General features: G+C 54.0%; 12 protein-coding genes. 4 read left to right on the forward strand and 8 right to left on the reverse strand.

Going from position 1 to position 13,988, the window contains the following annotated elements:
* Positions 1–1,982: response regulator (locus A0129_RS14315; RefSeq protein WP_291716041.1), on the forward strand; the 1,982-nt coding region annotated here is incomplete at its 5' end.
* Positions 1,983–1,991: 9 nt separating this feature from the next.
* Here the strand turns inward: A0129_RS14315 and A0129_RS14320 are convergent.
* Positions 1,992–2,864, reverse strand: coding sequence for a MerR family transcriptional regulator (locus A0129_RS14320; RefSeq protein ID WP_291716043.1), 873 nt, complete (start codon positions 2,862–2,864; stop codon positions 1,992–1,994).
* Between the two features lie 61 nt (positions 2,865–2,925).
* On the opposite strand from A0129_RS14320, the gene A0129_RS14325 reads away from it, so the two are divergent.
* Together A0129_RS14325 and A0129_RS14330 are read left to right on the forward strand one after the other, a co-directional pair.
* Positions 2,926–4,014 carry a phospholipase A gene (locus A0129_RS14325; RefSeq protein ID WP_291716044.1) on the forward strand — a complete coding sequence of 363 codons (1,089 nt, stop codon included), beginning with the start codon at positions 2,926–2,928 and terminating at the stop codon, positions 4,012–4,014.
* Between the two features lie 2 nt (positions 4,015–4,016).
* Entirely contained in the window at positions 4,017–4,889 is an 873-nt protein-coding gene (locus A0129_RS14330; RefSeq protein WP_291716046.1) for a hypothetical protein, read from the forward strand.
* Here A0129_RS14330 and A0129_RS14335 read toward each other — a convergent pair.
* The 7 genes from A0129_RS14335 to A0129_RS14365 all read right to left on the reverse strand — a co-directional run bounded on the left by A0129_RS14335 (position 4,886) and on the right by A0129_RS14365 (position 13,346).
* The gene (locus A0129_RS14335) at positions 4,886–6,808 is read right to left on the reverse strand and encodes an ATP-binding cassette domain-containing protein (protein WP_291716048.1); all 1,923 of its coding nucleotides are present in this window, start codon (positions 6,806–6,808) and stop codon (positions 4,886–4,888) included. The two genes, A0129_RS14330 and A0129_RS14335, sit on opposite strands and share 4 nt — an antisense overlap.
* Positions 6,809–6,825: 17 nt before the next feature.
* On the reverse strand, positions 6,826–7,671 hold the full coding sequence (locus A0129_RS14340; RefSeq protein WP_291716051.1) for an NUDIX domain-containing protein: 846 nt from the start codon (positions 7,669–7,671) through the stop codon (positions 6,826–6,828).
* 10 nt (positions 7,672–7,681) lie between these two features.
* On the reverse strand, positions 7,682–8,806 hold the full coding sequence (rodA, locus tag A0129_RS14345; RefSeq protein ID WP_291716052.1) for a rod shape-determining protein RodA: 1,125 nt from the start codon (positions 8,804–8,806) through the stop codon (positions 7,682–7,684).
* Positions 8,803–10,737, reverse strand: coding sequence for a penicillin-binding protein 2 (gene mrdA, locus A0129_RS14350; RefSeq protein WP_291716054.1), 1,935 nt, complete (start codon positions 10,735–10,737; stop codon positions 8,803–8,805). Before mrdA ends, rodA begins: the two co-directional genes overlap by 4 nt.
* On the reverse strand, positions 10,734–11,258 hold the full coding sequence (mreD, locus tag A0129_RS14355) for a rod shape-determining protein MreD (protein WP_291716056.1): 525 nt from the start codon (positions 11,256–11,258) through the stop codon (positions 10,734–10,736). The genes mrdA and mreD overlap by 4 nt, the downstream gene beginning before the upstream one ends.
* Positions 11,248–12,237, reverse strand: coding sequence for a rod shape-determining protein MreC (gene mreC / locus A0129_RS14360; RefSeq protein ID WP_291716058.1), 990 nt, complete (start codon positions 12,235–12,237; stop codon positions 11,248–11,250). Before mreC ends, mreD begins: the two co-directional genes overlap by 11 nt.
* A gap of 65 nt (positions 12,238–12,302) precedes the next feature.
* Positions 12,303–13,346 (reverse strand): rod shape-determining protein, encoded by a 1,044-nt coding sequence (locus A0129_RS14365; protein ID WP_008248080.1) that lies wholly within the window; start codon positions 13,344–13,346, stop codon positions 12,303–12,305.
* Between the two features lie 233 nt (positions 13,347–13,579).
* On the opposite strand from A0129_RS14365, the gene gatC reads away from it, so the two are divergent.
* Positions 13,580–13,879: an Asp-tRNA(Asn)/Glu-tRNA(Gln) amidotransferase subunit GatC gene (gene gatC / locus A0129_RS14370; RefSeq protein WP_291716061.1), complete on the forward strand. Its 300-nt coding sequence runs from the start codon at positions 13,580–13,582 to the stop codon at positions 13,877–13,879.
* Positions 13,880–13,988: the final 109 nt, after the last annotated feature.

The following is a 13,988-nucleotide window of genomic DNA, read 5'->3' on the forward strand; positions in this document are numbered from 1 at the left end:
AGCAAGGCGCTCAGGGGCGTTGGTCCGATTTGCCTGAGCGCATTCAAATGCGCGTTCAACGTTGGGGCGGCTCGGTCATCGAGCAAAAAGGTTTTGAGGACGACGTGTCTATCCTGATGCTCGCGCCTCGCCCCGGGGTGTTGGACCAGAGTGATGTGGTGGATGCGGACCGGCAGGTGCCCGAACTGGTGTTTCGTCTTCAGGAAATTCAGAACAGTCAGCCTGTCTCTGTGCCCGCGAAAGCCGGGAAGTCAATTGTCATCGTTGACGATTCCCGCAGCTTTTTGAGAATTTTTGAGGCCATGCTGCACAGCTGGGGCTACACCGTTCATGCTGCAAAAAATGGCCATGAGGCTTTGACCCTGATTGAAAAACACCAGCCCGACTTTGTGCTCACCGACTGGGACATGCCTGGCATGAGCGGCATTGAGTTGTGCGAGCAAGTGCGGGCTCAAAAGCAAAACGCCTACACCTATATCATCATGATCACTGGCTACGCCAGTCGCGACGATCTGCTGAACAGCCTGCGCGTGGGGGCGGATGATTTCATGACCAAGCCGGTCAATCCAGGCGAGCTGAAAGTGCGTTTGAAAACCGCCGAGCGGATTGCAGATTTGCACATGGGGCTAGAGCGCAGACACACCGAACTCAGCCAACTGTATGAAGCGTTGCAGCGTGACATGCGAGAAGTGTCGCGCATTCAGCGGGCCTTGTTGCCTAAAAGTAAACAAGAACCCTGGCCATTCGCCATTCAGACCATTTATCAACCGCAGGGCTATGTGTGCGGCAAACAAATGGGTCTGCTCGAAACCCAGGCCAATGAGCATGGTTTTTTCATGTTGAACATGGCGGGCCAGGACACGGCCACCGCCTTGCAGACCATGGCGCTGGCGAGGTGGTTCTCCATGGCGCGGGCCACTCGAGTCTTGTTTCCCGTGGAGGAGACCAGTTCGAAAATTCGACGTTACCTGGCCAGCCCGGAGCAGGTTCTAGCCCAGTTGTCGAGCATTTCCCCCTCCCTAAAGGACGAGCCTCCCCAGTTCGATCTGCTGTACGGTTTGATCAATCTGGATCAGGGCACCTTGTTGGTCGCGGGTATTGGTGAGTGGTCCATGGTCATGGCCCAGCCTGGCTTGGCACCCGCATTTTTGGGTATGCAAGGCGAGCATGGCCAAGCACCTGGTGTAGGGCAGGTTATTTATCAGGGTGTGATTGCTCCTGGTAGCCGACTTTATTTTTATCCGCGGGAATGCGCCCACACTCTGGGGGTACCTCATTCACAGGTATGGCAACAATCCGTCTTGCTGGATGACACCCAAGGCTATGTGCTGACTCGCGAGTTTTCGAGATTACTCGATTCCGGTCGCAAGGAAGACAGCACCGGGGGCGACTTGTGTTTGCTGGGTATTCAGTGGCGCGAGAGCTTTGAAGTTCAACGCCTTGATTTGTCCTCAGCCCAAGTGTCCGAGTTGGTTGATGAGTTCGTGCAGACAGGCTTGACCCTGCAAGACGAGTTTTCATCTCACGAGCAGGCATTTAAATTGGGTGAGTTTTTAAATTACACCGCATTCAGTGCAGTGGCCGACACCGTCAACATTGGCGTGTTGAGCCGCGCGGTCCGTACCTTTGTAGAAGAGCTGGCTTACACCGAGGAGGTTTGTTACAACACCGATTTGGTGGTGTCTGAAGCCCTGACCAATGTGATGCTGCACGGTTTTAAAGACAAACGTCCCGAGCCTGTGCGGCTCACCGTACTGGCTTTTCAGCACGGCGTCGGTGTGTTGATCGAGGACTGGGGTAGCCGTATCCCCGCCCATGTGCTCGGTAAAATGCACCATGAACATTCATTCCAAGATGACCTTAGCTTGGGCGACTTGCCCGAGGGGGGGATGGGTTTGGCATTCATGCGCATGGTGTCACAACGCTTCGTATACCAGGCCAGTCAAAACCAGCAAGGCAATCGCCTGTTGTTATTGTTGTAAACAACGGGTTTACTTCTTGTCCTCGCCTGGGGTCGTTGCGTCAGGTGGTACCCAGCCCGTGGGTTGAAAGGCAGGATTGTTTGGCATTTCCTCGGCCATTTTGTCGATCAATCCCACAATGCGTTCATCCACAAATTTGCTGGCCGATTTTTGTAGGGCGCGAGACACTTCCGATTCAATGGCTGTCATCGCCAGAGGACGAATTTTCCAGATCAATTGAGCAAGCCTTGGCAATTCTTCCTTTGGAGGCAAATTGTCACCGTATTGATCCAGTTCTTTCACAAACAGTGAAACGGCTTGGTCACAGAAGCTTTCAAGATGGCCACGCAGCGATGCAATCAGATCCAGCAGGTCCAGCAAAGGCAGGCCGGCGCTGGCCATTTCCGCGCCAGCGTGCAGAATTTTCGGGCTTGGCGCACGGTAACGCAAGCCATCGGGTTCCAGCAAACCTAGCTCAATGGTTTTGGCCAAGGCACCACGGCTGAGGCTAGTACCAAACATGGTCGCCAAATGCACCGGGTTGTAGTTCTTCGGGATTTCATCTGTCCACGGGCTGGTAATTGCATGCGTTAAACCCAGCAGCTGGCGAAGGTCGTAACCCTTGTCGATTGCGTCCAGCATTTCCTGAATGTTGCTCAGGGTGTAACCGCGCCCCAACATTTGCCCAATAAGCTTGAGCCGTGATAAATGGTCTTCGTTGTAAAAACCGACGCGCCCGCGTTTCTCGGGCGGGGCCAGCAACCCCCGGTCCTGGTAGGCACGCACATTGCGAACTGTTGTGTTGGCGGTGCGCGCAAGTTCGTCAATGGTGAACTCGCGACCTTGCCCACTGGTGGAAGTGTCTTTGTTTGCTGACGATTTTTTGAAGCGGAATGAAACCATTTAAGAATTGTAACCAAATGTGAGAGTATCTAGCCAATCAAGCTTGATGCAGTAAGCCATTATGAACAAAACCCTACTTGTTGTGCTGGGCCTTTTCGGCTTGGGCGGTTGGGCCCATGCCCAAGACATTCAAAACAAAACTCTGGACGAAGAAGCGCTTCGAGCTTGTCTTTTTCTTGAGGACGATCAACTTCGCTTGCGTTGCTTCGATGATGCCACAGGCAGAAGCCTTGTGGTCAAAGATGGTTCGGCCCCTGAAGCAGCTGCTGCAATCGATGGGGGGCTGTTGTTGTACAAACGCAGCGAAGACACCACCTTGAGTTGGCTTGATCGTCGCTGGGAACTGGCACCGTCAGCCAAACGGGGTACCTTTTCCATTCGCCCTTATCAGCCGGTTTACCTGTTGCCGGTGTATCACAACAAGTCACCGAATATTCGCCCCACCAGCCCAAACCCCGCCAACACGGTGCAGCCGGGTGACGCCCCCGAGAATCTGGACCGCAACGAACTGAAGTTTCAGCTCAGCCTGAAAACCAAGGTGATGGAAAACATGTTTGGCGACAATGGCGACCTGTGGTTTGGCTACACGCAGTCGAGTCGATGGCAAGTCATGAATCAGGATATTTCCCGCCCGTTTCGGGAGACCAATTATGAGCCGGAATTGATTTTCACCTGGCGCTCCAGTTGGAGCGAGTTCAGGGAAGCCACTGGCTGGGAGCCGCGCTTGTTGGGCGTGAGCCTGAATCACCAGTCCAACGGGCGGGCTTTGCCACTGTCGCGATCCTGGAACCGTCTGATCGGAATGGTCGGCTTTGAGCGAGAAAACACCATGGTTCAATTCAGGCCCTGGTTGCGTATTGCTGAAGATGCCGCTGAAGATGACAACCCGGATATCAGCGATTTCATGGGTCGTGGCGACATGTTGCTGGTTCATAAACACAACGGCCATGAATATTCGCTACTGACCCGCCACAACTTTCGCGGCGGCGACGAGTCCCGGGGCGCGGTTCAGTTTGACTGGGCATTCCCGCTGACCAGCAACTTGCGCGGACACTTGCAATACTTCACCGGCTATGGTGAAAGCCTGATTGATTACAATTACAAGTCGGATTACCTGGGGCTTGGTTTGTCGTTGGTGGGGTGGTATTAAAAGTGAGGTTGAAGTGGTTTTTTCTGCTGAGCCTGTTATTCACCGGTGGCGTGCAGGCCAGTGAGCCTGTTGTCTTTGTCCTGGCCGCCACGGACAAGGTGGTTGTCACCAATCCGAAAGGGCAAAAATACAGTGCTCTTCCCACCCAGCGTCTGTTGCATGGACACACCATTGCAGTGCCCAAAGGTCAGCGATTCTCCGTGTTGATCTTGAATACCGGCAATCGAAGGGTTTACAACGGACCTGCCCGGCTCAAGGTAATTGCCGATACTGTTCGCGTGTTGAGCGGGCCGGCCGTAAAAGTGTTTCCGGTGGAGCAAGCCCACCTCGATTTAATTGATCAATGGATCAACCTGTACGCTCGTCCGCGCGGTGTGCCGCTTCCCAAAAGAGACAAAGCCGAGAAAGAGGATGCCTCTGAGGCAAATCCTCTTCGCGTTCTGCAACCCATAGACGGTTCACTGCTCTTGACCCGAACTCCCGAATTTGTGTTCCGGGGCGACTTGCCTCGGGAAGGGAACTTGATGATATTTGATTCCAGAGGCAAGCGTTTTTGGGTTGAGCCCCTGGAAAGTGAGTATGTCAGTTTGCCGCCTGCTGCCAAATTTGAGTGGGGGCAAAGTTTTACTTGGGAAGTGCGGCGCCTGACTGGCGGCCGCGTGGTACATGGAAGTTTTCACATCGCCAGCGAAGAAACTGCGCGCAGCTTACTGGAGGCCAGGGTGCCGGACCATGCCAGCACCTTGCCCGAGCTCAAGCTGTTCTATGGCATGCGGCTTCAACTGGCCAAGGCTTTCAAAGAGGCCAACGAGGTGTGGGAGTCTTTGGGTATGGAGTTGACTGTTCAGGGGCAACCCAGCCGAATTCGTCCCTAGCCGTCCAGTTCTTCCCAGCGGGCATAAGCTGCCAGCAGTTCATTTTCCAGCTCAATCATGCGGGTTTGTGCCGCTGTCACCATACTGGCCTCTTGCTGATAAAAATCAGGGTCACCAATTTTTGCCACCAGTGCTTCCTGTTCTGTTTCCAGTTTCTCGATTAGCGCGGGCAGCATTTCGAGTTCACGTTGCTCTTTGTAACCCAGTTTTTTAGTCTTCTTCACAGGTGTTGGTGCAGTAGCTGTAACTGTTGGTTGCGCAACGGCGGGTGGAGCAGGTGGTGCAGCATTGGGCGTGTTGGCCTTGCCCACATTGGCCCAGGGGTCGGTGGTGCGTTGGCGCAACCAATCGTCATAACCACCCACGTAATCGCCCACTACGCCATTGCCTTCAAACACCAGGCAACGGGTCACGATCTGGTTTAAAAATTCCCGGTCGTGACTTACCAAAATCAGTGTTCCCTGGTAAGCCATCAACTTTTCTTCCAGCAATTCCAGAGTCTCAATGTCCAGGTCGTTGGTGGGTTCGTCCAGCACCATGACGTTCGAGGGTGTTGAAAACAACTGGGCCAGAATCAGCCTTGCTCGTTCACCACCCGACAAACTACGCACCGGTTGGCGTGCCCGGTCGGGTGTGAACAGAAAGTCTTGCAGATAGCCGATCACATGCTTGGCCTGTCCATCGATGGTAATGAATTCCTTGCCGGCACCAATGATTTCAACCGCAGTGTCTTCTTCATTGAACTGGCTGCGCAACTGGTCGAAGTAGGCAATTTCAAGTTTGGTGCCCAACTTGATGTGGCCTGAATCGGGTGGCAATTGTCCCAGCAACACTTTCAGTGCAGTGGTTTTGCCAATGCCGTTGGGGCCCAGAAAACCTATTTTTTCACCGCGCAAAATGGTGTTGGTGAAGTTGCGCAAAATTGGCAAGTCACCCAACTGTTTGTTAATGTCGGTCAGCTCAGCGACTACTTTGCCGCTGCGCTCAGCCTCTTGCACTTGGACCTTTGCGCTGCCCACTACATTGCGTCGGTCGGAAAACTGTTTGCGCATTTCCATCAATGCGCGCACCCGGCCTTCGTTACGGGTGCGTCGTGCCTCAATCCCACGACGAATCCACACTTCTTCCTCGGCCAGTTTTTTATCAAACAGTGCGTTGGCTTTTTCCTGGGCATGCAAAAATTCGGCCTTGCCTTTCAAAAAACCTTCGTAGCCGCCCGACCAGCTTTTCAGCATGCCGCGATCAAGGTCACAAACACGAGTGGCCAGTTTGCGCATGAAGGACCGATCGTGACTTACAAAAATAACAGCCCCTTTGAATTGACGAATCTGTTCCTCCAGCAATTCAATGCTGGGAATGTCGAGGTGGTTGGTGGGCTCATCCAGCAACAGCACATCCGGGTTGCTGACCATGGCCTTGGCCAACATGACCTTGCGCTTCATGCCGCCTGATAATTTGGCAAAGGGCAAGTCCGCAGGCAACTTCATGCGGGAAAGCATTTGATCTACTTCGCTTTCCAGATGCCATCCATGGTGCTCGCCCAATTCATGTTGTGCCTCTTCAAGCACTTTGGCCTGTGCGGGTGTCAAAGAATCATGATCCAGCGGACCCAGTGTGCGGCTGATGCTGATGTGTTTGCCCAAGGTACCGAAGCCTTGTGCCACCACATCAAAAATGGTGTCGTCGTGTTCCTGTGGCACGGCCTGTTCAAGGCAAGTCATGCGCAGGCCGTCCTGTTTGATCACCAGGCCGTCTTCGGGTGTGGTTTCCCCGGTCAAAATGCGAAACAAGGTACTTTTGCCCGTGCCGTTTCGGCCCACCAAGGCCACGCGTTCACGCTCTTCAATTGAAAAATCAACCTGATCCAGCAGCACGGTGGTACCAATGCGGTACGTAGCGCCCTTCAAACCCAACAACATATGTATTCCTTTCGTATTTATTTGGCGGTGGCCAGTGCCAATGCGCAGCACAAGGCGGCATCGGGGGTGAATTGCCAGTCATTGATTGCTTCAATGCAGGCCTCGCTTGTCATTAACTGGAATGCGCCTACTTCGCCATCGCGATTCCGGGGTCGACGCCCCTGCTTCAACTGGCCCCGAAACAGCATGACTGTTTCGTGATGCCAGCCACCATACAGCAAGGGGCGGCTTAACACCAGTTCATGGGGGGGCAACGGTTCAATCCATGCAAAATCGTCTGAATTCAACCCTGCTTCCTCGTTTAGTTCACGCCATAGGGTGCTGTCTAGGCTCTCTGCGCTGGCAATACCGCCCGCAGCCAGGTTGTCAAGCATGCCGGGATTCTCGTGCTTGCTCATGGCGCGCACGCCGGTCCACACGCAACCTTTGTGATTCTCAACATGCACATGCACGGCGCGGCTGCGAAATCCAAGCGTTTTGAACAAGGCCCGCTCAGCGGTGGCCAATACTTCACCCAGTGAATTCATCACCAGTTGCTCTTCATGCCGCCAGCCAGGCACCAAGCCCATGGCTTTCAGCATGTTGCCAGCGCTCGCCAGTTTGGCGCTCAGTGCTTGTGGCCCGGAGGTGTGGGTACACTCAATACCCAGGCTGGTGACTGTGCAGGTCAAGCCCGCCGCGTTGAATACCTTCTCAAAGGTTTGCTGGTGTTGGGTGTCCCAATGGCCCAAGTGCTCGCCATTGAGCAACCACGGGGTAAATTGCTGCGCCATCGCGCAGGTATCGTCCCTCCAGCGGCTGACAAATGGTTGAAATTGCACTGGCAGGGTGTTTTGCAACCAGGCTTTGCTCGCGTCAATCATGGCACGGCCTTCAGGTTTGAATCAGCTTTTTGGTGTTTTGAATACTCATCAAAATACCCGCACCCATTCCCAGCGTAACCATGGCCGTACCGCCGTAGCTCATCAGTGGCAGGGGAACTCCAACCACTGGCAAAATACCGCTGACCATACCAATGTTCACAAAGGCATAGGTGAAAAAAATCAAGGCCATGGCACCGGCCATCAGGCGTGAAAACAAAGTGGGTGCATTGCCGGCAATCACCAGGCCCCGAATAATCAGGCAGGTGTAGAGCGTCAACAGAACCAGGCAGCCCAGCAAGCCAAACTCCTCGGCGAGTACTGCAAAAATAAAGTCTGTCGTGCGTTCGGGAATAAATTCAAGGTGTGTTTGGGTACCCTGCAAAAAACCTTTGCCGGTAAATCCACCCGAGCCCACTGCCACGGTGGATTGAATAATGTGAAACCCCTTGCCAAGTGGGTCTTGCGTGGGGTCCAGCAGGGTGAGCACCCGCTGGCGCTGGTAGTCGTGCATTAATGTCCAGAACAGGGGAAGACTGGCCAAAAACAAGCCAGTGAGCCAAGCGATCACTTTCCACGACAAACCTGCAAAGAAAATGACAAAGAAGCCTGAGCCCAACACCAGCAGGGCAGTTCCCAAGTCGGGTTGTTTGAGAATCAAAATGCCCGGAATGGCCAAAATCACTGAAGCCACGGCGAATTCTCGCCAGCCAGATACGTTCTCCCGCTGCTGGAAAAACCAGGCCAGCATCAGCGGCATGGAAATTTTCATGATTTCCGAGGGCTGGATCCGGATAAAACCCAGGTTTAGCCAACGCTGCGCCCCTTTGGAAATGTCGCCGAACAATTCAACAGCAACCAGCAAAATGACTCCAACGACGTACAGAGGCACAGCGATTCGCATCAAAAACTGGGGTTTCAGGTTAGCCGTTACCCACATCACCATGAATGCAATCAGCAAATTGCGCGAATGGTCTATAAATCGACCCTCGAAATCGAATGCAGCGCTGTACTGGGTGATCAAGGCAAACACAACCAAAGACAGCAAAATCGTACTGAGCACCGGATCAAACACGGTCAGGAATGGTTTGATGCGTGGCCAAATGGGTTCGCGCTGAATGGCACGGGCTCGGTTCACGGCTGTGGCTCCAGATTGGTCGTTTGGCTGGCTGCCGGTTCGGGGGTCTCAGACAGTGGCAATGCGACGGAGGGGTTGTTCTCTGCTTCAATCTGCCAATAAGTGTCCAACACTTTTTTAATGGCAGGCGCCGCAGACTGACTGCCAAATCCACCGTTCTCTACAATGGCGGCCAAGGCAATTCTCGGTTGTTCCATGGGTGAAAATGCAATAAACCAGCCGTGGTCTCGCAGTCGCTCTGCCGAGGCTGCACGGTCTTTGTAGGTTTCGCCCTGCTTGAGTCCAAACACCTGCGCTGTTCCTGTTTTGCCGGCCACTTCGTAGCTGACGTCCCTGAAAACCCCGCGAGCTGTGCCTTCCAGCACCGCGCCTCGCATGCCCAACTTGACTGAGTCCACATGCCGTTGTTGCAAGTTTAGCTGTTTAAAAGCTTCCAGTGGTTTTTCGGTCACTTGGCCGTTGACCGGGTTCTGGAAGGCCCGAACCAGCCGAGGTGTCGCGTTCATGCCGCCACTGGCCAGCACCGCTGTTGCGTGGGCCAATTGTAGCGGGGTGTAGTTGTTGTAGCCTTGCCCAATCGCCACTGAAATGGTTTCGCCCGAGTACCAACGCTGCGCCTCGGCTTTCTTGAAGGCGCCTGCTTTCCATTCTCGAGAGGGAAGTACACCCGTGCGTTCGCCATCCAGGTCAATACCGGTGCGCGAGCCAAAACCAAAGCGACCCATGAACTCCGAAATAATATCGATGCCCATCTCGCTGCCCAGCATGTAGTAGTAGGTGTTGCACGACTCGGCAATTGATTTGTACATGTCCACCATGCCGTGGCCGCCAATTTTGTCGTCCATGAATCGGCGTGAGCCAAAATCAAAATAACCGGGGTCGCGCAGCGTGCTCGATGCGGTGCGGAACCCCCGCTCCAATGCAGCCAGCGCCATGAATGGTTTGAAAGTGGAGCCGGGCGGGTAGGTGCCTGCCAAGGGGCGGTTCAACAGTGGGCGGTCAATGCTTTCATTGAGCAATTTCCAGTTTTCGGAATCAATGCCTTCCACAAACAGGTTGGGGTCAAAACTGGGCGCACTCACCATGGCCAGAATGTCGCCATTGCGCGGGTCGATTGCCACCAGAGCGCCTCGTTTGCCTTCCAGTGCCTTCTCAGCCGCTTCTTGCAGGCGGATATCAATCGACAGCATCAGGTTTTCGCCAGGTACAGCAGGTGAACGCGACAACACGCGCACGGCTCGGCCGCCCGCGGAAGTTTCTACCTCTTCAAAGCCGGTTCGCCCATGCAGCTCAGTTTCATAGCGCTTCTCAAGTCCGTCTTTGCCAATGTAGGCAGTACCCCGATAGTTGTTGGTTTGGTCCAGTTCTTCGATTCGTTCCTGATCACGCGCAGAGATCCGACCAATGTAGCCCAGCAAGTGTGCGGCATGAGGACCGTAAGGGTACTGACGGAAAAGGCGTGCGCGAATTTCAACGCCTGGGAACCGGAAACTTTGCACCGCGAAACGGGCGACTTCTTCATCGGTGAGGCGCGTGCGAATCGGGATGGATTCAAACCGTTTGGATTCCGCGCGCAGTTTTTTGAATCGTCTGCGGTCCAGTGCTGAAATTTCTACAATTTTGCCCAACTCGTCGATCATCTCGTTCAGATTGTCGATTTTCGAAGGCGTGATTTCCAGCGTGTAGGCCGAGTAATTGTTGGCCAGTACCACGCCATTGCGGTCCAGAATCAGGCCCCGGTTCGGCACCAGTGGAACAATTGTAATTCGGTTGTCTTCTGCTTTGGATTGGTACTTCTCGTAGCTGATGACCTGCAACCACAACAAGCGCGCTATCAACACAAAAAACAGCAGCACCACAAAGAGCCCGGCCAGAAACAACCGGAACCGGAACTGTTTGATGGCTTGTTCTGGGTGGTTAAACTCGGTCATATCGGGCGGTCGTTGTCACGGTTTTCCGGAAGCTTTTGTGGGGCCAGCAACAAGAACTGTGTCAGCGGCCACAAGGCGGCTGTTAGCACGCTCTCCGCGAAAACCCAGGCACCCGGGAAGCTGCCACCGAACATCACCCGAATCACGACCGTGATCGCCTGGGCAGCCAGCAGTAACGGGAAAATATGGGCCGCTTGCATCATCGGGGAAAACCACATCACCCGGCGGTGAATGGTAATTGCGAAGTAAGACAGCAGGGTGTAGGCCAAAGCATGTTCACCAAACACGCTGGCCGAATGCACGTCGACTGCTGCGCCAAAGCACCAGGCCACGCCAATTCCGATTCGTCGCGGTTGTCGAATATTCCAGAACACAAGCACCAAAGCCAGTAAATCAGGGGTGACCCAATTTCGGTCGATAGGAATGAACTTGAACAGCAACGCCGCAAGCAAAGAGAATGCGATGAACCATGGGTTCACCGGACGCAAAATTTCGGAGTTGCCAAACGGGTTAATTGCCATTGCCAGCCTCCGTGGTGTTTTTCGGATTGGGGGCGGTGGCGGGTGCTGCGTTGGTTGCGGGTGTGCTGGCCGATCCTGTGTTCGGTGCAATATTCCCCGGCATGGGTGCACTGGTGGCTGGCTGCACGTCGGTTGCAATTTTTTCGCGGAAGGTGTCGAGCACCAGCACAAACCGGTGTCGCTCTACGCCGGCAATGGGTTCACAAAAAATACTGGCAAAGGCATAACGCGAATTTCGTTCGACCCGGATGACCCTCGCCACGGGAATTCCTCTGGGGTATACGCCGTCAAGCCCCGATGTCACCAGCAGGTCATTGTTTTCAATGTCGGCGTTGGCGGCCATGAAGCGAAGTTCAATCAGCCCGCCGTCCAGCCCGCCATAAGCCACGCTGCGAATGCCATTCCTCAGGTTTTCAACGGGGATAATCTGTTCTTTGTCGGTGATCAGGCTGACCTCGGCCCGGCTTGGAAATGCACGGGTCACCTGGCCCAACAAGCCCAATTCGTCGATCACCGGCATGCCTTCCTTCACACCCTGAATCAAACCCTTGCCAATGATGATTTTGCGTGAGAACGGGTCGCGCGCGTCGCTGACGATCTCGCTGAGTATGGAGCGCTTTACTTTCAGTGTGTTGCCCACATTCATGAGTTTGCGCAGCTTTTCGTTTTCCTGGCGCAAGGTTTCGAGTTCGTGCAGACGTTGCTTGTCTTGGAGCTGCTCGAGAATCAGGGTTTTGTTTTCAGATTGAAGTGTGTTGAGTGAAGTCAGGTAATCAACCCCACTCTGGCTCCACTCAATGGGCAGACTGGCAATTTTTTGTAGAGGGTACAGTACGGTGCCCACCGCCTTGCGCACTACTTCCATCGCGGCAAAGCGTGAGTCAAGAAACAGCAAACCCACCGACAGTGCGACAAAAAAGGCCAGCCGCACGCGTGCGGATGGACCTTGTTTGAACAACGGTGGTGGTGTGTACTCCATAGGCTTTTAGCCGGTTCAATGCAGGGGCTATGTGACAAGCCGGAGTTCGAACCGTTTTACGTTACTTACTCACTGGTGAAAATGGTGCCCAATTTGTCCATGCGTTCCAGCGCAAGGCCGCAACCGCGAACCACGCAAGTCAGCGGGTCTTCAGCTACATGCACTGGCAAACCGGTTTCTTCCATCAGCAGGCGATCCAGGTCGCGCAGCAATGCGCCGCCACCGGTCAGCATCATTCCGCGTTCGGCGATGTCGGCGCCCAATTCGGGAGGTGTTTGTTCCAGAGCAGACTTCACCGCGGACACAATCGCGTTCAGGGGTTCTGTCAAGGCTTCCAGAATTTCATTTGAAGAAATCGTGAAACGGCGCGGAATGCCCTCGGACAAATTGCGGCCAGTCACTTCCATGTCCTTTACTTCCGAGCCGGGGAATGCCGAACCAATTTGTTTCTTGATGGCTTCCGCAGTGGGTTCACCGATCATCATGCCGTAGTTGCGGCGAATATAGCTGATGATGGCTTCATCAAACTTGTCGCCACCCACGCGCACACTGCCTGCGTACACCATGCCACCCAGGGAAATAATGCCCACTTCAGTGGTGCCACCACCAATGTCGACCACCATTGAGCCTGAGGCCTCTGAGACCGGAAGGCCGGCGCCAATTGCCGCTGCCATCGGTTCCTCGATCAGGTAAACTTGAGAAGCACCTGCGCCCAACGCGCTTTCGCGAATGGCACGGCGCTCTACTTGAGTAGAACCACAGGGTACGCAAATGATGATTCTGGGGCTGGGTGAAAACAGGCGGCTTTCATGAACCATCTTGATGAACTGCTTGAGCATTTGCTCAGTCACGGTGAAGTCGGCAATCACGCCGTCTTTCATGGGGCGGATGGCCTCGATATTGCCAGGCACCTTACCCAACATTTGCTTGGCCTCCAGGCCAACCGCAGTGATGGTTTTTTTGCCATTGGGGCCACCTTCCTGCCGGATGGCAACCACGGAAGGCTCGTCGAGAACGATGCCTTTGGTGCGGGCATAAATTAGCGTGTTGGCCGTGCCCAAGTCGATGGCCAAATCGTTTGATAAGTAGCTGCGTAGAAACCCAAACATGGTGATGTTCTAACCTGTGTTGTGTAGTTGGAGAGCTGCCAAGCCCGCGAAGCTCAAAGTTGTCTAGAAGTTGTCCGGTTCGCCACTATTTATGGGACTTCACTTGTCAAGTGGCGTAACTACCGATGATAACCTATAAAATAAGCAGACTTTGATCAACACAGACTTTCACCAAGCGGCTTTTGCATCAATTAGAAGCGATGCTCAGGCCTGCTGGTCGGCGGAGAAAATTTATGTCCCTGGATTCCGGACAAATTGCGAAAATTGCAGCGTTGTCGCGCCTTAAGCTGGCGCCTGAGCAAGCCCAGGCCCTGGAGCAGCAACTGAACAATATTATGCAATTGGCCGATCGTTTGAGCAGCGAAAACACCGAAGGTGTCGAGCCACTCTCGCACCCCCTTGCATTGATTCAGCCGGTGGCCCTGCGTCTTCGGGAAGACGCAGTGACCGAGGCTGACAATCGCACTGCCAATATGGTCAACGCACCGGCCGCCGAGAAAAGTTTGTTTTTGGTGCCCAAGGTTATTGAGTAATCGGTGATCAAGAATTCAGTCCCCTAATTTAAGAAAATTCGATATTGGAATGTGGTTTTAAGCATGTCATCCAGAATTCAAAGTATTTCCCAGCTGCGCGCCTTGCTGG

This window comes from Limnobacter sp. CACIAM 66H1 (assembly GCF_001601825.1).
GTDB lineage: Bacteria > Pseudomonadota > Gammaproteobacteria > Burkholderiales > Burkholderiaceae_B > Limnobacter.